Genomic DNA, 17,980 nt, shown 5'->3' on the forward strand with positions numbered 1-17,980 from the left:
TGTAGATACCTTACATTCTCAAAATAAGAAATTTCAATCAGTTTTAATGAGTTACAATTTAACCAAAACTTCCCTCATTATAAATGAATTTGTGATAAATGGGGGTTCTTTTATGGGACTTCTTTTATGGCAACCATCCAACAGTGCCCCTTATAATCACTCATTATTGCGCAAAAGTATTACAAGCGTTAAGATCGCCACTATTAAAACCGCGCATAAACCATTGTTGTCGTTGTTGCGATGTACCGTGGGTAAAGCTATCGGGCACCACTACGCCTCGTGATTCTTTCTGCAGGCGATCATCCCCGATTGCAGCGGCTGTTCTCATCGCCTTTTCCACATCACCTGCCTCTAAGAGATTTTGATGTTGCACTGATCTACCCCAAATACCGGCAAAACAATCTGCTTGTAACTCTAATTGCACCGAAAGACGATTCGCCTCGGCTTTACTCTTAGCCCTTGATTGTAACTCTCGAACCTTTGTTGAGATCCCGAGCAAATTCTGCACGTGATGACCGATCTCGTGGGCAATGACATAACCTTGGGCAAAATCACCGCCACCGCCTAAATTGCGTTTCATATCATTATAGAAACTCAGATCCAAATAGACCTTCTCATCGGCAGGACAGTAGAAAGGCCCCATTGCCGCCTGCCCATAACCACAGGCTGTTCCAGTACTCCCGTTATAAATCACTAATGTGGGCTCTCGATATTGCATGCCTTGTACACTAAACTGAGTACGCCAGAGATCTTCTGTTTTCGCTAAGGCAACCGCCGTAAAATCTGCCATTTCCTGCTCTTCTGCCGTGGGGGTATAAGGCTGCCCATCAGTCGTTTGACCTGTCAATGCCATCTGTCCATTTAATAATGGGGTCAAATCAAAACCAAAATATCCTGCAGCTAAAACTACGACAAATAGTGCTATTCCGGCTTTGCCTTTCAATGGAAGAGGCATTCCACCCCCACTAGCACGACCGCTTGACTTACCACGACGATCTTCGATATTTTGACTGCGACGCTCATTTTCCCAACGCATAATAGCTATTTCCTATGATGATCTATGATTGATTACTATTACTCATTTCATATTAGAGCAATTCAGCAATATTCACGTGTTATGTAACGTTTTATCCATAAATATATGGACGTTAATAAAGCATTAATTAAATCGCTATTATGCCGTTTTTTGCAACAATAAAAAAGAGATCGAAGCAGATCTCTTTCATAATTTATAGCAAATTATGTGAATTATAGTTATTTAGCATTAAAACGCTCTAAAATTTCAATGATATTAGTATAACCTCTATTTTTAGCATGCGTTAAGGCCGTTACCCCTTTATTGTCGGGGATATTGGGATCTGCACCGCCCTCAAGAAGCGTTTCAATAATGCCGGCATAAAGATCGGAACCATTACCTAAAATCACAGCTTCTAACAGCGCCGTCCAACCTAAATTATTCACATGATTGGGGTCAACACCGGCTTTCAGAAGAATTTTAACCGTTTCAGGATGCCCCTTTTCTGCTGCGGGAATAATGGTATTCCCGCCATAACGATTGGTATCTTTTAAATTAGCACCATGCGCTAATGTCAATAGTAAGATTTCATTGTAACCTTGGGCTCCGGCTAAAAGATAAGGCGTATCTTGAATCGCATCTTTAGCATTCACATCCGCTCCGGCTTCAATTAAGATTTTAGCAATCTCGGGATTATTCTTTTGAGTGGCAATCATCAACGGCGTACGCGCTTGAAAATCTTTTGCCTCTAAAGTATCCCCCTCTGATACCAATTGAGCAACGGTTGCCACATCATTATCAAGCACTGCCTGATGAAGATTACTCTCACCCTTAGCATAACCTGCCATCTGTCCTACCACCAAAACAATACCTCCTAATAGCAACCATTTCGTCATTAACTGTTTGACTCTATTCATAATTCCCTCTCTTGGTTTTAATTTTAGACTAATAACAAAATATCACACATTAGAAGGTGACAAGAATATTCTTACTCAAGAATCGGACAATCTAGTAATATCGGTTCAAAATAAGCTTGTTTAAATACCAGCGTATTGATTGTAAAAAGCAAGGATGCAATTCTATCCGGCATCTTGCACGTGTTATTTAGTCAAGTTTTATGTTCTTTTTAAATCCCATGCTAGCAGCTTAAAACTCTTTTTCTCAAACCAAAAAACACCGCTAAAATCCCTTCTAGCGGTGCTTCTATCTGTACGTATTATTACAAATTATGACCAATCAATACTGTTTATATTAACCGACTAATGTTTTCATATAGAGCTCTAAAAATGCGTCATTATTCACATCGACACAGATATGTTGAAGCGGTTTATTACTCCACTCATCTACGGGGAAAACGCGAGGATTTCCTTTAAACATAGTATGTCCGATGGCAGGACCTTCAGTCACTACGCGGATATTACCCTTTTTAGTGGTAAAAAGACTTGGATCAATGGCATAAGCAACCGCTGAAGCATCATGAACAAAGAAGCCATCTAAATTAACTGATTTTTTATGAAAATCTGCATAATAACGGGAAATTTGATAGATAAAATCACCATATTTTTCTGAAGAATCCCGTAACGTTTCTAAATATTGAGGATCCATAATACTTAATTGTGTTACATCTAACCCCACGACAACCACGGGCCAAGGTGCAGTAAAGACGATATCAGCAGCATGCGGGTCACCTAAGATATTGGCCTCTGCAAATGGTGTTACATTACCTGTATGACCGTGGAAACCAAAAGCACCGCCCATGACAACGATCTCTTTCACTAATGGTATAATAGACGGATCTTTCTGCATTGCTAAGGCTAGATTAGTTAAACGACCAACCGCAATAATCGTGATCTCATGAGGATTTGCTTTCACCTGATCGATAATATAATCATGTGCTGAACGTGGGTCAACTTCCCCAAAATCTTCATCTGGAATCTCAATATTCCCTAATCCATTGTCCCCATGAACCACAACTGTTGGCTCCCCAGGTTCAATCACAAGTGGAATATCCGCTCCTTGTACCACGTCAGCTTTTAACCCAAATTTTTTCTTGATAAATAAGGCATTCCGCGTACCATTCTCGATGGTCGCATTCCCAAATACCGTTGTAATACCGATTAAATCAATCGACTCATGCGCTTCGGCAAAAAGAATCGCCATTGCATCATCAATGCCGGGATCGGTGTCAAAAATCACTTTTTTTCTAATATCTGTCATCGTTATTTTACCTTTAAAATCAATGATATTTATTACTAATAAAGGCTACTATTGTAAAGCCTTCATCAAGGTCAGAGAGTGCAAATTGCACCTTTTAATATCCTTATCATCGCATTATTTGAGCTATTTTCAGGGTAACTGTGTAAAAAAAAGACTAAGACTGTCTCCAATTGTGATGTTTATGAATAATCCTATTCAGCAATCTACTCCCTATTTTCCACAGCATTACTCAAAAATTGCCGGCTATTGATCCTATATTACCTACCTAACTCGTTATTTTATAGACTATTTAATCCATTTCACGAAAAATTCATTGACACTGTGGCAAATAATTTGTATTTTCAATACATATAATTCATATAAAAAAAGTATGTTAAACAATACTACCAAAGTATGTAATGGGAATACCAAGGATGGGGAAGCGTATGCGCCGGCGATAACTGAGCGCTATTGAGTACGTCACGCTGCGATTTCTCATCACACAAGGATTGAGTGGAGAAATCAATGATTGGCTGGGGATTAAGGCGTTTAATACAGGCGGGTATTATTGTCCTGTTAATGACTATTATTGTATTTATTGGGTTGCATCTCATTGGCAACCCAGCGGATATCTTAATCGGTCCCGATACAGATCAACGAGATCGAGAAATGCTGATCTCTCAACTTGGTTTAGATCTCCCTATTTGGCAGCAATATTGGCGATTTTTAGTGAGCGCACTTCACGGAGATCTTGGCAATAGCTTCGTCTATAATCAACCTGCCTTAGAACTCGTATTACAACGACTTCCGGCCACCATTGAGTTGGCTTTTGCTGCCTTGATTATTGCGCTTGTGATCGGGATTCCACTTGGGCTTATTGCCGGACTCTACCCTGAATCGCTCTTCTCGAAGATTGTGATGACCGGCAGCATCTTAGGCTTTTCACTTCCTACATTTTGGATTGGGTTAATGCTCATTATGGCCTTTAGTGTTTCACTCGGCTGGCTTCCTGCGGGCGGTCGGGGAGATACAGTGACTATCTTTGGTTTAGAGTGGTCTTTTTTAACCGGCGATGGTCTCTATCATCTTATTTTACCGGCTTTTAATTTAGCACTCTTCAAGATGTCTCTGGTCATTCGGCTCACGTTTGCCGGCGTGCAAGAGATTGTGCCACAAGATTATATTAAATTTGCCCGGGCAAAAGGCTTATCGCCGGCACGCATTATCCGTGTTCATATTTTTCGGAATCTGCTGATTCCTCTTGTGACCGTTGTGGGATTAGAGCTCGGCGCGACGATTGCCGGTGCTGTAGTGACTGAGAGTATTTTTGCTTGGCCGGGAGCGGGTAAATTGATCTTAGATAGCATCAATCAACTCGATCGCCCTGTGATTTTGGCCTATCTCATTATTATTGTCTGTCTCTTTGTCACGATTAACTTCCTTGTCGATGTCACTTATCGCATTGTTGATCCTCGTGCCCGTAAGGAGACGACAGTATGACCCCACAAAATATTGCCAATCATCCGTCCCCTCAACGAGCGCCATCCTTGTTTCGAGAAAACTTGCAAGCTTTCTTTGCCTCAAAACTCGCACTTGTCGGATTTGTAATGGCGCTGATTCTCTTATTGGCTGCCATTTTAGCGCCTTGGATTACTCCACAAAATCCTTACGATCTATTACAACTCGATATTCTCGACTCCCGCTTACCGCCCGGCAGTGAAAATGGTTTAGGAAGTTACACCTATTGGTTGGGCACCGATGGACAAGGTCGGGATCTCTACTCGGCAATTGTCTATGGACTTCGTATTAGCCTTATTGTCGGCATTGGCTCAGCGATTATCGCGAGTATTTTAGGTACCACAATCGGTATTACTTCTGCCTACTTTGGTGGCCGGATCGATGCAATTTTAATGCGAACCGTAGATTTGATGCTCTCTTTCCCCTCTATTTTAATTGCGATGATGATTCTCGCCTACCTCGGAAAAGGGGTGAGTAATGTCATTTTAACCTTGGTGATCCTTGAATGGGCTTACTACGCTCGAACTGCGCGCGGTCAAGCCTTAATCGAGCGACAAAAAGAGTATGTGGAAGCAGCACAAAATCTTGTGATTCCTAAATACCGCATTATGCTCAAACATATTCTCATCAACTGTTTACCTGCACTCATTGTCATTGGTGCCCTACAAATTGCAAGAGCGATTACCCTTGAGGCAACGATGAGTTTCTTAGGGCTTGGCGTTCCGATTACTGAGCCCTCATTAGGTCTTTTAATTTCAAATGGCTATCAATATCTACTATCAGGACAATATTGGATTAGCCTCTTTCCCGGCATTGCATTGCTCTTAACGATTGTCTCTCTAAACTTAATCGGCGATCGTTGCCGGACACTGTTTAATCCGAGGTTACGCTAATGGATCGATCATTACTCTTAGATGTGCAACATCTCAAAACCGCTTTCCCAAGTAAAGAGGGGGAGCTATTTGCGGTCAATGATGTCAGTTTACAGTTACAACCTGGGGAAATTTTAGGGCTTGTCGGCGAATCAGGTTCAGGGAAGTCGGTGACCGGTTTTTCCTTGATGAATCTCATTGATAAGCCGGGAAAAGTGGTGAATGGGAACGTCTATTTTAAAGGACAAGATCTGCTAACATTACCCGAAAAAGCAATGCGTTCTCTTCGGGGCAATCGAATTGCAATGATCTTTCAAGATCCAATGATGACGCTCAATCCGGTATTACGCATTGATGTGCAGATGATAGAGACATTACAAGCTCACAAAAAGATCAGCTATAAAGCCGCTCGAGCACGCGCCGAAGAGGCCTTAGCCCTAATGGGAGTTCCTAGCCCTAAAGAGCGACTGCAGTCATACCCTTATCAGCTCTCCGGCGGTATGCGTCAGCGGGTTGCCATTGCCATTGCTCTATTACTGCAACCGGATCTGATTATCGCCGATGAGCCGACGACAGCACTCGATGTCACGATACAAGCGCAGATCTTATCGGAAGTACAGAAGCTTGCGCATAATTATGGTACCGCGCTGATTTGGATTACCCACGATCTCTCTGTTGTTGCGGGGTTAGCCGATCGTATTGCCGTAATGTATGCCGGTAAAATTGTAGAATCAGGACGGAGCGAAGCCGTTTTATCGTATCCGCAACATCCTTATACACAAGGCTTAATCAATAGCTTACCGAGCCATAATATTCGGGGCGAACGTTTAACACAGATTAATGGTATGACACCTAATTTAGCCGATCTACCTAGCGGCTGTGCCTTTGCGCCTCGCTGTGAACGCGCCACCGAACAGTGCCATACTCAACCGCACCTTACCCCCATTTCAACTGATACCCACGATATTCCTCATCAGGTTAGTTGTTTCTTCCCGAGTCATTCGATTGAGAATACACCCAGCAAGTCCCCTATCTCATCATCGACCACTTCATCGCCCACAATAGCAAAGGAGCCGACACTATGAACTCTCCATTAGTCCAATTAGAAGGCATCTCTAAATATTTTGGTGCAAAAAAACAGGGCTGGATTGGACACTATTTAACCCACTTAGGTTTACAGAAATCCCCTACCATTACGGCAGCCGTTAATGATGTCAATCTCACAATTCAGAAAGGTGAGGTTGTAGGATTAGTTGGGGAATCAGGTTGCGGCAAATCCACATTAGGTCGAGTTGTCGCTGGGATTCTTCCACCGACGGCCGGCACAATGCGTGTCGAGGGTAAAGCCATTGAAACAATGAATCGGCAAGAGTGGAAAGAGACACAACTGCGCATTCAGATGATCTTTCAAGATCCTTATGCAAGTCTTAATCCTCGGCAACGTGTTGCGAATAGTATCGGGGAAGCACCGCTCATTCATCATTTAGTCTCTACCAAATCTGTCGATCATTATGTCAGTGAACAACTTGAACGCGCCGGCTTAAATGCAAGCTACCGTCAGCGGTTTCCGCACCAATTTAGTGGCGGACAGCGACAAAGAATTGGTATTGCCCGTGCTTTAGCCGTACAACCGGATATGTTGGTCTGCGATGAAGCAGTGGCGGCGCTCGATGTTTCGATTCAAGCACAGATCGTAAATCTCTTTATGGATTTGCGAGATGAATTAGATCTCACTTATCTCTTTATTAGTCACGATTTAGGCGTTGTTGAGCATTTCTCTGATCGTGTGGCGATTATGTATTTAGGCCGTATTGTAGAAACTGCCGCAACTGAAGAAATCTATGCGCATCCTAATCATCCTTATACCCAAGCTTTATTAGCTGAAATCCCACGCATTACCGATCGCAAAAAACAGTTTGTCGCCATTAAGGGTGAGATTCCAAGCCCCCTCAATCCCCCGGCAGGTTGCCATTTCCACCCACGTTGTCCGCTTGCCACAGAGCGGTGCCGAGTAGAAGCGCCCCTATTAAAAGAGGTAAGCCCTCAACATTTTAGTGCGTGTCATCTCAATGATCAGGCGTAGTGCCACAATGCTGAATACCACTCATTTACTCAAATTATTATCAATCGTAGCTAGCGATAAGAACGATAAGAATAAGATAACAACTAGGCAACATCCCCAATAACACCAAAATATAAACACAAACCCCAAGGAGACATTATGAAAAAATTACTGACTATCGCCCTACTTTCAGGGCTACTCGGCACCGGGGCACTAGCGCAGGAGAATCATCTCAAAATCGCTTTTGCCGATAACCTCTCATCACTTGATCCACAGCTCAATAATTTCGCCGGCGATCGCTCTGCCAGTATCTTCTTCTTTGATACTTTAATAGAAGATAAAAATGGCGGCCAACTCTATCCTGCACTTGCTGAAAGCTGGCGCAATATCGATCCCTTAACGTGGGAGATTAAGCTTCGTAGCGATATTCTTTGGAATAATGGTACGCCTGTCACTGCCGAGGATGTGGTCTATTCCATTGAACGTATTCGCAATGTTCCCGGCTCTGTTGCGCCCTTTACCGGCTATGTTCGCACCATTGATACGGTGACGATTCTAGATCCTACAACGCTCGAAATTAAAACGAATGTGCCCAATCCTGACTTACCGCTCAATCTCACTTCCGTCTACATTGTCAATAAAGCGGTTACTGAGCAAGCGAGTAGCGAAGATTTTAACTCGGGGAAAGCGTTAGTGGGTACAGGGGCTTATAAACTGGTGAGCTATACACCGGGGGAAAAAGTCGTAGCTGAGAAGAATCCGCAATATTGGGGAGAAGCACCGGTTTGGGATACGGTAGAATATCTCTATATGCCAAATGCCGCTTCCCGTACGGCTGCACTCCTATCCGGCGGTGTTGATGTAATCGATAAAGTGTCAGTTTCAGATCTTGCCCGCTTACAGAAAGAGTCAAAAGTAGAAGTCTTCCCCTATGATGGTTTACGGGTATTCCTACTGCAACCGAGCTTCAATCCTGCGGTGAATCAATATATTACCGATAATAACGGGAAGCCTCTACCAACCAATCCCCTCCTCGATCAAAGAGTGCGAGAAGCATTATCAATCGCTATTAATCGGGAAGCCATTGCCGATCGTATTTTACAAAATGGCGTAACCGTTGCCAATCAATGGATGCCGAAAGATAGTACAGGTTATAACCCTAATATCGCGCCCATTCCCTTTGATGCAGCAAAGGCAAAAGCCCTCTTAGCGGAAGCGGGTTACCCTGATGGCTTCCAAATTACCATTCACGTGCCGACAGATCGCTATCCTTTAGCGCCGGAAACAGTCCAAGCCGTTGCACAATTTTGGACGCGCATTGGTGTTAAAACACAGGTAGAAGTGGTGCCTTGGGCGGTCTACTCCTCTGCGGCTCGTCAAAATGAGTATGCCGTATCTGTCATTGCTTGGGGAAATGGTACCGGCGAGGCTTCTTATGCAATGGTTAATATTCTCGCAACGGTGAATCCTGAAGCGGGTTTAGGGGCATCTAACTGGGGACACTATAGTAGTGAAAAACTCGATAATAGCCTGAAAGCGGTCACTACTGAATTTGATAGTGCAAAACGAGAAGCCTTAATGCAAGAGGCAGCGGTTACTGTGAGTGAGGAAGTGGGTATTATTCCGCTATTTCATTACAAAAATATCTGGGCAGCAAAAAAAGGATTAATCGTAAAACCCCTTCGTTCAGATCGAACAGTACCGCAAATGGTTACGCCACAAAAGTAATTCATAGCAATCATCCCTAGAAACAATACGGCAAGTATCCCATTGTCGTAAATAGATCACTGTCATCGAATCTCAAAGATTGCAAAATCTTAAACAATTTTAAAATATCTAAAAGGAGCATTCATCCAATGGAACTGACCATTACGCCCACTAAAGCGGCCATTGATACTCCTCGAGAGATTCGAGTCAGTGGTTTACAACCATTTGAAACGATCGAAATATCCACAGAAACACTCCGCGCGGGCATTCCTTGGCGCAGTCACGCACGATTTAAAGCCGATGCAAAAGGCATTGTTGATCTCACTCAACAAGCCCCTTTACCCGATAAAAACCAAGATTATCAAACGATCGATCCTATGGGACTAATCTGGTCTCAAACACCGGATCAGATCGCACAAGAGAACGCGAGAGATACACCAATTTTCTCTCAAGATCTCTTCGAACCTATTGCGACCAAAGTGAGGGTTACTGGGGTACAAGGCACTATAGAGGCAACCTTCTGGCAACAACTTGCAGATCAAGGGATTCGCCGTATTGAAGTACGAGAAAAGGGATTAGTTGGTGTAATATATCAACCGAAAACAGAAGGGCCTCATCCGGCAATAATGATTCTCAATGGTTCTGGTGGCGGAATGAATGAACCACGAGCGGCACTCTATGCAAGTCGAGGATATATCGCCTTTGCCTTAGCCTATTTCAAAGCACCGGGACTATCGGACTATATTTCTAATACAAATTTGGAATATTTTAAAAGTGGCCTTGATTGGCTACGTCAGCGTTATAATCCTCTCGATAATTTTGTGGCACTCAACGGACAATCTCGAGGGGGCGAGCTTGTATTACTATTAGCAAGCCTCTTTCCTGATGATGTTTCCGCTGTAATCGCCTATGTTCCGGGCGCTGTAATTCATTCCGGACAAAATGCGGCCGATCCGAAAATTGGGCGAGAAGCACCTACTTGGTACTATCAAGGGAAAGCGCTCCCCCACCTTTGGGAGAATAATCGCACTGCGAGCTGGGCACCTTTTGATGAAGGCCCTAATCCTCATCGACACGAATGGGCTATCTTAACAGCCCTTGATGACCCGGAAGCGGTTGAACGCGCGATGATTCCTGTGGAGAAGATCCGATCGCCGATTCTCTTAATCTCCGGCACCGATGATGGCGCTTGGCCCTCAAGCCGGTATTGCCAAATGATTATTGAGCGATTGGCACAATATGATTTTCCTTATGCTGTCCACTGGTGCGATACCCCTAATGCCGGACATAGCATTCTCTTCCCTTATCTACCCACAACACAAATCACCCATACACATCCTGTTTCAGGGCGCATTAATAGTAATGGGGGTTGCCCTCAAGCCAATGCCAAGGCAAATGAAGCGAGTTGGCAGGCAGTACAAACCTTTTTAACAGATCTACTCAAGGAATCTCTATGACACAATTGAATCCCACGATACAGATCGGTGCGGACAATCCCGCCGAGCATCAAGCCGAAAATCAGGCGCATCGATTTGATCTCATCGATACGCTATTAAAACTCAATCCTGCAGGAAGCACCTATCGCGCGCGCCATTTTCGAGATAATATCTGTCACAGCACTCAAGCCAGCTATGATGCGCTCTTTAGCAATAAACTACGTCTCCCCCTGCAAACCCGTTGGCTTGTTGCACTCTATGCCGCTCAACTGACACAATCGCACGAATTAACCCGTCATTACCTCAATGAAGCAGAGGATGCAGGTGTTACTGAAGAGGCTTTACAAGCGGTTTTGCAGGATGATCTTGATCTCATTTCTGAGCCTACTTTATACGCTATTTTACACTTCACCCGCACCTTAACCCTCAAGCCAATTGAAGGGGATCAAAGAGCCCTACTTACCCTTGAAAGCGTCGGTGTTGCAACAGAAGATTGTATCGCTTTAGCACAATTAATCGCCTTTCTCTCTTATCAAATTCGGTTAGTTACCGGTCTGAAAGCAATGCAAGCCTTGGAGGATACCCAATGAAAAACCCAATTAGAGCCAATGGCTTTACCAATGAAATGCTCGGCTGGAAAGCTTGGCTCAAAGTCCTTGATCTCAAACAGGCAACGCCGGAACAGATCACTGTTTTAGAAGAAAGTCATCCTAAAGCGAAAACGATGGATTACTACCTACTACTTGCGCATCAACCTGAAATTTTGCATCACCGTTCTCAAACTTATAATGAAATTATGTATGCACCCGAAGGTTTAAGTAGAGCAGAACGAGAACTCGGCGCACTAACAGTCTCTCAGATCAATGGCTGTATCTACTGTGCTTCTGTTCATTCTCAACGTTTTGTAATGGCCTCAAAACGCCCGGAACTCGTGCAACCGATCTTTGAGAATCCAAGAGCTGCCGCAGAAACAGCCCGCGATGCCGCCATTATTGACCTTGCCATTGCCCTAACAGAACAACCTGGCACACTCAATCCGCAATATATCGAAAACCTCAAAACCGCCGGCCTAGATGAACTAGAGATCCTAGATCTCATCCAAGCAGTCTCAATCTTCGGCTGGGCAAATCGCTTAATGCTCAATTTAGGAGAAGCCATTCTTCCTGAGTAGGAACTATTGTAAGAAACAGTAATTGAGATAGAAGAAAGAAGAGAGAAACCCGCGTAAGCGGGTTTTCTGGTTTGGGATAGATAAAAGTAAAAAAACAAAAATATGAATAAATATTATTAAAATTAATATTTATTATTAACCTTAGACACAACCTGTCATATGATGATAGTAATATTTTATTAAGCTATTAACTTTCTTTTATCACAGGAATAATAATTATGTATCCTATACAAACACTGTTGCTCAATAACAAAGAGAATATAAATCAATGGCTAACGACTTACACCCCTAATCATATACCGATTAATTGGAATAATATCGAACATTTTAAGATTCGGGTTCCCTTAATCGGCGCTTTTAGTGCGGGAAAATCTTCTCTTCTTAATCGATTCTTAGATGATTCACTACTGCCCTTAGATATCACCCCCGAATCAGGAATTGCGATCGAAATCTCTTATGCTAATCAGAACCAATTCCGCGCAGTTAATGCGGGCGGTGTTGTACAAATGTTACAAGCAGACGATCTTAAATCTGCAGATCTTGCCAAGAAAATGGTAGAGAAAGATGCGTGGTTAGAAGCTGATTTAAATAAATCGATATTGGCCAATATGCCCCATATTACAATTGTGGATCTGCCAGGATTAGGATCAGGCCAAGATATTCATAGTAAAGCGATTGATGAATATATTGCAAGAAGCCTTGCCTACTGTATTGTTGTAAGCGCTGAAGATGGCGATCTGACCGCTTCTACTCAAGCCTTCCTAACAGAACTTGCTCAATTTAAATTGCCCATCGTTTTAGTGATGACCAAAGCAGATAAACGCGTAGGTAGCGATGCAGAGGCTGTCTTTACTAAAATATCGCAATCCGTTGAACGTGTGATGGGACAAAAACCTTTAGCCGGCATTATTGCCTCTCGCCGAGAAAAAGGAAAATTACAAGAAGAGCTACAACAAGCTTTTTCACTCTTAGAATCTCGAGCAGAATCGGTTTTTATCTCACACGTTGCAAGCAAAGTGAAAGAGCAACTCCTTTCTGTAAGAGCGCAATTAGCAATTCTACTCAATCAAGAAGATTTAACGAGCGAAGAGCTTGAAGCAAAACAAGAAGAGATCAAAAAATCACTCCAACAATTTCGAGATCAAGTAGAACACGAAACAGTCCAACTAGAGAATGCTTGCGCCCAAGCAATCCCCTCTATCTGTAACATCGTGCAACAACGCCTCCTCTCTCAACGCGATAGCTTAGCACGAGCCGCACTAAATCAATCGAGTCTTGAACCCATGATTATGCCTACCGTTCGCCTAGCCATTACTGAAGGAATTCAATCCCAATTCATCCCAAAAGTTGAGCGTTATTTAGCCCGTATTGATGCAAATGTTCCGGCGGATATCTCTGTAAATTCCGATTTTAACGCCTCCGTAGGATTAGATGGCGATAGTAGTTTTCCTTTAGCTCAAATCGGAACAACCCTGCTTCCTGTATTAAGTAAAGTCTTTGTAGCGATTCCTTTTGTCAATATTATCGCCCCTATTCTTGGTGCTATTGCTTCTTGGTTTACTAATAAACAATCCAAAGAAGATGCTCGCCGACAACAATTTGAAGAGGCTTGTAGCCACATTACAGGCAGTGTCATTCCACAGGTAATGAGCCAAGTAAATTCTGTTGTTAGTAGCTATCTCAATGAACAGATTCTGAAAGCGAAAGAGGCAATCTTAGAGAAAGCGACTGAACGAGAGCAGGAGTTGCAACATACGATTAATACGCTTTTAACACAGCTTAAAGAGAGCAAAGAAGAGTTCGAACGCCAACAGGCTACTTACGAATCAGATCTTGCTGAGATTAATCACATTCTAAAAGCCATTTCGGAATAAAAAATAAAGAAGAGCCCCTTTTTTCAATTTTTCATCCTCTTTTATTTCAAGGAATCATCATGGATCAAACAAATTATCAAGAGAAATATCATCTCTATTGTAAAGCAAGCTGTGGTATGCCCTACAATGCCTTACCGCCAATGTACCGAAGAATGCGCCAAATCTTAACAGAGGAGTTACCACAACTTCTCACAGAGCAACCGCCTGCCAATGATTTAGCAATTTATGATAGCTTTCGCCGAGATCTTGAGCTTCTAAAATATTATTGCCATTTCCCCTCGCTCTTTAGCAAAAATATTGTCGCTCTCGGTGGTCGCTTTAGTTCCGGAAAATCGACTTTTATCAATCGATTACTCGGCGATAAACAGCTCTCTGCGGATGTCAATCCTACCACTTCTGTACCCACCTATCTGCTTAAAGGCGAAGAGAATATTATCTATGCACAAAACTTCTTAGAGCGAGTCGTTGCACTGAATGAAACTGAGTTTGCTTCATTAGTCCACGATGAAGATAATGAATTTGGTAGCTCTATTTCACGTCTCTTTACCTCGGTTTATATCGAGCAAGAAAACTTCAAATGGGATAATCTCGCGATTCTTGATACACCGGGATATAGTAAACCCGACAATGAAGAAGAGACGGTGACCGATAAAAATATCGCAAAGTCACAGCTCAATTCAGCTGATTATATCCTTTGGCTCATCTCTGCTGAAGATGGCACAATCACAGAAGAAGATCTACAATTTTTAGCCTCCCTCTACCCTCATATCCCTAAACTCATTCTACTCAATAAAGCCGATAAGAAGAGTGAAGAAGATATTGTTGATATCGTAGCGCTTATTAAACGCACCTTACAACAGCGCAACATTCAATATGAAGATGTCATTCCGGTATCTGCCCGCCCTCGCTCCCCTTTTACAACGGATGTGATTGCTGAAAAACTTGATCAATGGAATGATGAAAGTGGTTATCACCCACTTGCCCTTGATTTTAAAAAGCATTGGCTTGCGATTAATCAATATTATCAAGCGCAATTAACCCAAGCACAAACTCGCGTTTCTGATCTCAATCGAATCGTAATGTTAGCGGATAATGATGAACAAGCAGCAGAGCTTGAAGCCTTAAAAGCGAACTTCTTCCAAAGACAAGAGAATCTCCGTCAATTACAGCTAGAGCTACGAGAAGCCCAAGTAGAATTTTTCCAACAACTCAATCTCCTTGGCGAATCCCTCGGCATTGAACTTAAAGAACCAACAGATCTTGAGGTCATGCAACTCAACCCCTCTCACAACTTTATGGCTGAGTTAAGTGCCGTCTGCAAAAAGCTCAATATTAGACCACAAGATGCCGAAGTCTATCTCCCTAAATTAACGAAAGCGAGTGATTCCATTCCTCTACAGCAACTTATTCGCAAAGATAGCGGGCAATTTATTCCTTTATTGGAATCCCTCTCCATTCAGCAAAAAGATGCAGATATCACGCAATTGACACGCTCTAGTAAATCAAACTTACTGAATAACCTTTTAACGACTTTGAATGTCGCAAATTCATAGGAGTTTATAATGAAAGCTGAAAAAATGATCGCCACTTTAGATCAATTACAAATTACCGAACGTCCTTATCAAAAACATTATTTGGCTGATCTCCCCGAAAGTACCCGTCATCAATATCTACAAATGCTCTATGCTATTGTCTCATTAAATCAACTCAACGAAGCGCAGCAACGAGTATGGCAACTCTTAGTTAACTCTATGGAGACAGAGAGCGCTACCGGTACCGTAGATCAAGTGGTTATTGAGCAATTTGCCAAAACTTGCCGGGAAAAGGATCTTATTTTTGTATTTCTTCTTGATCTCTTTGTCCTACTTCGACTCAATCAAGTCACTCAATCTCAAGCAAAAGTGATTGCGGAATTTTTTGCACTCTTTGAATTGAATACAGATGACTTACAAACAATTACCCACCTATCAGATCGGATCTTAAACCTCACTACGGATGCCGAAGATCTTGTCGCATTCAACTACAACACTATTCGTCATTGGCACGAATTGAGTTATCAAGTCCTGACCGTAGAAGCATTAACCAATGGAATTGAGGGCGGATCGTGGATTGCTACACAAGATTTCGATCTCAATGTAGATATTAAAATCCGAAAAGCTCAAATAGTCTGTCTAGGAAAGGAATTTAAAATTACTTCTCGTGAAGAATCTGAAATGAAGCTACAAGAGAGCTTTTTGACTATTAATTTTGAAAAAATTGGGAATAAGTTATTGGCAGAATCTTGTCATTTCGCCAATAGCTCAATGGAAATAAATCACTATGCGACTATTAACTTTATAAGCTGTACATTTAAACGTACTTTCCCCCTCGACGATGAACATCCTGCCTATTTAAAATTATCCTCTAGAGTTACCATAATAGATCAATGTACTTTCGAATTAGAAAATATCCCTACCATTGATAATAAAAGTGGTTCTTTGACCGTAGAAAACTCCCAATTTATTAAGTGTGGAAATCCTAAAGGCAATGGCGCTATAAATAGTGATGTAATAGCATCCATTAACAACTCAACCTTTAAACAATGCATCGCAAAAAAAGGGAATGCAATTATTCAAATCCACACTATTAATCTCTCCCTATTTTTCAGCCTTAATAACCAAAACTCTAAAGATCCTATTATTACCAACTCCCAATTTATCGATTGCCATAATCAAGAGATTACGTCTGAGCAATGGCAAGAATTAGCAGAAATAAGTCCTGGCCTACGATTTGTTTCTGATAAAGATAAGCACCACGATGATATTACGTTGCTCGATAATTGCCGATTTACCAATAGCGGTCTTAATCTATCTTGTTTTTATCTGCGGTACAGTCACTATAAAACAACCCTCAAAAACTGCCAATTTAAAAATTCTCCAATCATTGCACACAAAGATACACAGCTAACAACCAACAATTGCCAATTCGATAATGCCGGCAAAGAAAATATTATTACTGTAGGTTAAGGGGAGAATAATGAGCAATATTCAACAACAACTGCAAATGCTCCTGCAACAGCAAAAAGCTTTAAATATCGCCGTTAATCAATGTGCCGCTGCAATAGAATCACAAGGAGAAAGTACGAAGGCTGATCTTAATAGCCTCATTAGTGGTGCGATGATCAATGAGATCCCATTACAAGATCACACTATTGCCACAATGCCGGATCATTTTAGAGAGCAATATGTTGCACTCTTGATCCACGCACTCAAAACTGCAACGCCATTACTTTCAGAAGCGCAATATACCTTATTAGGCTTACTGCTACGATCAATGAAGTTACCCCAAAAAAATAGTGCTTATTTTGAAAATAGCCAAGAGATTAATAGCGATTTTCTTCTAAGCTTCAAAAAAGAGAATACATCCGATAGCGCCGCAAGCTTTATGATGGATCTGATGCTCATTGCCCGAATTCCCGGCAACTTCTCAGCACAGAGCCTACAACTCTTTTCACAACTCAGTGAGTTATTGGGATTGACCGCGAAACAACTTCGAGAAATTGATGAGTGGTGCGCTTATCTATTGGGGTTGTCGGACAAAGTTTCTCTAAAAAAAGAAGAGGTAAAAGAAGAGGTAAAAAAACTATGTACATTCTTGGAAATTATTGAATTGGCATTGGAAGAAGAGTTCGGATTACAAGAAGAGTTTTCTCTACTTGTCACTAAAATTAATACGGGACTTATTATTAATTCAGAAACTCCTCTCATTAAAGTTGATTGCTCCCCACTCATTTTAAATATATTTAAAGATAATCTATATTTTATAGAAAATATAAAACAAAAATGCTATTCCGATAATCTCTTCCTACTTTCTTACCCCGGATATTTTTATTCAAATTTTAAAAAAGGGGATCTCATCAAAGGGGATCTATTAAAAGAACAAAAAAATGAAGCTGTATTAAAAGAAATTTCTAACCTGATGGATGATGTATACAGAGAGGAGAAAGACGATATGCTAAAAGAAATTTCTGACTATCTAAAAAAATCTAAATCAAAAAACATCCTACTTGGCTATTATTACCCCCTCCCTCGATTCGCCCTTTTCTGGTTCTCCTTTATCGATTTTGATGCACTTATTCAAGGACAATAAT

15 protein-coding genes are annotated in these 17,980 nt (G+C 41.9%); 12 read left to right on the forward strand and 3 right to left on the reverse strand.

Annotated features, from left to right (window positions below):
• Positions 1-163: 163 nt before the first annotated feature.
• The 3 genes from ypfJ to WMO13_RS08525 all read right to left on the reverse strand — a co-directional run bounded on the left by ypfJ (position 164) and on the right by WMO13_RS08525 (position 3,223).
• Positions 164-1,036: a KPN_02809 family neutral zinc metallopeptidase gene (gene ypfJ, locus WMO13_RS08515; RefSeq protein ID WP_026878179.1), complete on the reverse strand. Its 873-nt coding sequence runs from the start codon at positions 1,034-1,036 to the stop codon at positions 164-166.
• Positions 1,037-1,254: 218 nt separating this feature from the next.
• Positions 1,255-1,932 (reverse strand): ankyrin repeat domain-containing protein, encoded by a 678-nt coding sequence (locus WMO13_RS08520; RefSeq protein WP_156923233.1) that lies wholly within the window; start codon positions 1,930-1,932, stop codon positions 1,255-1,257.
• A 334-nt stretch (positions 1,933-2,266) separates the two neighbouring features.
• Complete coding sequence (locus tag WMO13_RS08525; RefSeq protein WP_026878181.1) at positions 2,267-3,223, reverse strand: nucleoside hydrolase; 957 nt, start codon at positions 3,221-3,223, stop codon at positions 2,267-2,269.
• Between the two features lie 513 nt (positions 3,224-3,736).
• Between WMO13_RS08525 and WMO13_RS08530 the strand changes: the two genes are divergently transcribed.
• The 12 genes from WMO13_RS08530 to WMO13_RS08585 all read left to right on the forward strand — a co-directional run bounded on the left by WMO13_RS08530 (position 3,737) and on the right by WMO13_RS08585 (position 17,979).
• A complete protein-coding gene (locus WMO13_RS08530) occupies positions 3,737-4,711 on the forward strand; it encodes an ABC transporter permease (protein ID WP_026878182.1) in 975 nt (324 codons plus the stop codon).
• Positions 4,708-5,622, forward strand: a complete 915-nt coding sequence (locus WMO13_RS08535) for an ABC transporter permease (RefSeq protein WP_051396044.1) — start codon at positions 4,708-4,710, stop codon at positions 5,620-5,622. The genes WMO13_RS08530 and WMO13_RS08535 overlap by 4 nt, the downstream gene beginning before the upstream one ends.
• The gene (locus WMO13_RS08540; protein WP_084331398.1) at positions 5,622-6,686 is read left to right on the forward strand and encodes an ABC transporter ATP-binding protein; all 1,065 of its coding nucleotides are present in this window, start codon (positions 5,622-5,624) and stop codon (positions 6,684-6,686) included. Before WMO13_RS08535 ends, WMO13_RS08540 begins: the two co-directional genes overlap by 1 nt.
• Positions 6,683-7,684: an ABC transporter ATP-binding protein gene (locus tag WMO13_RS08545; protein WP_026878184.1), complete on the forward strand. Its 1,002-nt coding sequence runs from the start codon at positions 6,683-6,685 to the stop codon at positions 7,682-7,684. Before WMO13_RS08540 ends, WMO13_RS08545 begins: the two co-directional genes overlap by 4 nt.
• 138 nt (positions 7,685-7,822) lie before the next feature.
• Complete coding sequence (locus WMO13_RS08550; protein ID WP_026878185.1) at positions 7,823-9,391, forward strand: ABC transporter substrate-binding protein; 1,569 nt, start codon at positions 7,823-7,825, stop codon at positions 9,389-9,391.
• A 119-nt stretch (positions 9,392-9,510) separates the two neighbouring features.
• On the forward strand, positions 9,511-10,827 hold the full coding sequence (locus WMO13_RS08555; protein ID WP_156923234.1) for an acyl-CoA thioesterase/bile acid-CoA:amino acid N-acyltransferase family protein: 1,317 nt from the start codon (positions 9,511-9,513) through the stop codon (positions 10,825-10,827).
• Positions 10,824-11,396, forward strand: coding sequence for a CMD domain-containing protein (locus WMO13_RS08560; RefSeq protein ID WP_051396045.1), 573 nt, complete (start codon positions 10,824-10,826; stop codon positions 11,394-11,396). The genes WMO13_RS08555 and WMO13_RS08560 overlap by 4 nt, the downstream gene beginning before the upstream one ends.
• On the forward strand, positions 11,393-11,977 hold the full coding sequence (locus WMO13_RS08565; RefSeq protein ID WP_026878188.1) for a peroxidase-related enzyme: 585 nt from the start codon (positions 11,393-11,395) through the stop codon (positions 11,975-11,977). Before WMO13_RS08560 ends, WMO13_RS08565 begins: the two co-directional genes overlap by 4 nt.
• A 218-nt stretch (positions 11,978-12,195) precedes the next feature.
• Complete coding sequence (locus WMO13_RS08570; RefSeq protein WP_026878189.1) at positions 12,196-13,851, forward strand: dynamin family protein; 1,656 nt, start codon at positions 12,196-12,198, stop codon at positions 13,849-13,851.
• Positions 13,852-13,910: 59 nt separating this feature from the next.
• The gene (locus tag WMO13_RS08575; RefSeq protein ID WP_026878190.1) at positions 13,911-15,404 is read left to right on the forward strand and encodes a dynamin family protein; all 1,494 of its coding nucleotides are present in this window, start codon (positions 13,911-13,913) and stop codon (positions 15,402-15,404) included.
• A 9-nt stretch (positions 15,405-15,413) separates the two neighbouring features.
• Positions 15,414-16,856 carry a hypothetical protein gene (locus WMO13_RS08580; protein ID WP_026878191.1) on the forward strand — a complete coding sequence of 481 codons (1,443 nt, stop codon included), beginning with the start codon at positions 15,414-15,416 and terminating at the stop codon, positions 16,854-16,856.
• A 10-nt stretch (positions 16,857-16,866) separates the two neighbouring features.
• Entirely contained in the window at positions 16,867-17,979 is a 1,113-nt protein-coding gene (locus WMO13_RS08585) for a hypothetical protein (RefSeq protein WP_026878192.1), read from the forward strand.
• The last annotated feature ends 1 nt before the right edge of the window (position 17,980 follow it).

It is taken from the genome of Ignatzschineria larvae DSM 13226 (genome assembly GCF_038500265.1).
GTDB classification, from domain to species: domain Bacteria; phylum Pseudomonadota; class Gammaproteobacteria; order Cardiobacteriales; family Wohlfahrtiimonadaceae; genus Ignatzschineria; species Ignatzschineria larvae.

Coding starts and splice junctions, on each gene's coding strand:
- ypfJ (WP_026878179.1), bottom strand. CDS start 1,036: ATGCGTTGGGAAAATGAGCGTCGCAGTCAAAATATCGAAGATCGTCGT.
- WMO13_RS08520 (WP_156923233.1), bottom strand. CDS start 1,932: ATGAATAGAGTCAAACAGTTAATGACGAAATGGTTGCTATTAGGAGGT.
- WMO13_RS08530 (WP_026878182.1), top strand. CDS start 3,737: ATGATTGGCTGGGGATTAAGGCGTTTAATACAGGCGGGTATTATTGTC.
- WMO13_RS08535 (WP_051396044.1), top strand. CDS start 4,708: ATGACCCCACAAAATATTGCCAATCATCCGTCCCCTCAACGAGCGCCA.
- WMO13_RS08540 (WP_084331398.1), top strand. CDS start 5,622: ATGGATCGATCATTACTCTTAGATGTGCAACATCTCAAAACCGCTTTC.
- WMO13_RS08545 (WP_026878184.1), top strand. CDS start 6,683: ATGAACTCTCCATTAGTCCAATTAGAAGGCATCTCTAAATATTTTGGT.
- WMO13_RS08550 (WP_026878185.1), top strand. CDS start 7,823: ATGAAAAAATTACTGACTATCGCCCTACTTTCAGGGCTACTCGGCACC.
- WMO13_RS08560 (WP_051396045.1), top strand. CDS start 10,824: ATGACACAATTGAATCCCACGATACAGATCGGTGCGGACAATCCCGCC.
- WMO13_RS08565 (WP_026878188.1), top strand. CDS start 11,393: ATGAAAAACCCAATTAGAGCCAATGGCTTTACCAATGAAATGCTCGGC.
- WMO13_RS08570 (WP_026878189.1), top strand. CDS start 12,196: ATGTATCCTATACAAACACTGTTGCTCAATAACAAAGAGAATATAAAT.
- WMO13_RS08575 (WP_026878190.1), top strand. CDS start 13,911: ATGGATCAAACAAATTATCAAGAGAAATATCATCTCTATTGTAAAGCA.
- WMO13_RS08580 (WP_026878191.1), top strand. CDS start 15,414: ATGAAAGCTGAAAAAATGATCGCCACTTTAGATCAATTACAAATTACC.
- WMO13_RS08585 (WP_026878192.1), top strand. CDS start 16,867: ATGAGCAATATTCAACAACAACTGCAAATGCTCCTGCAACAGCAAAAA.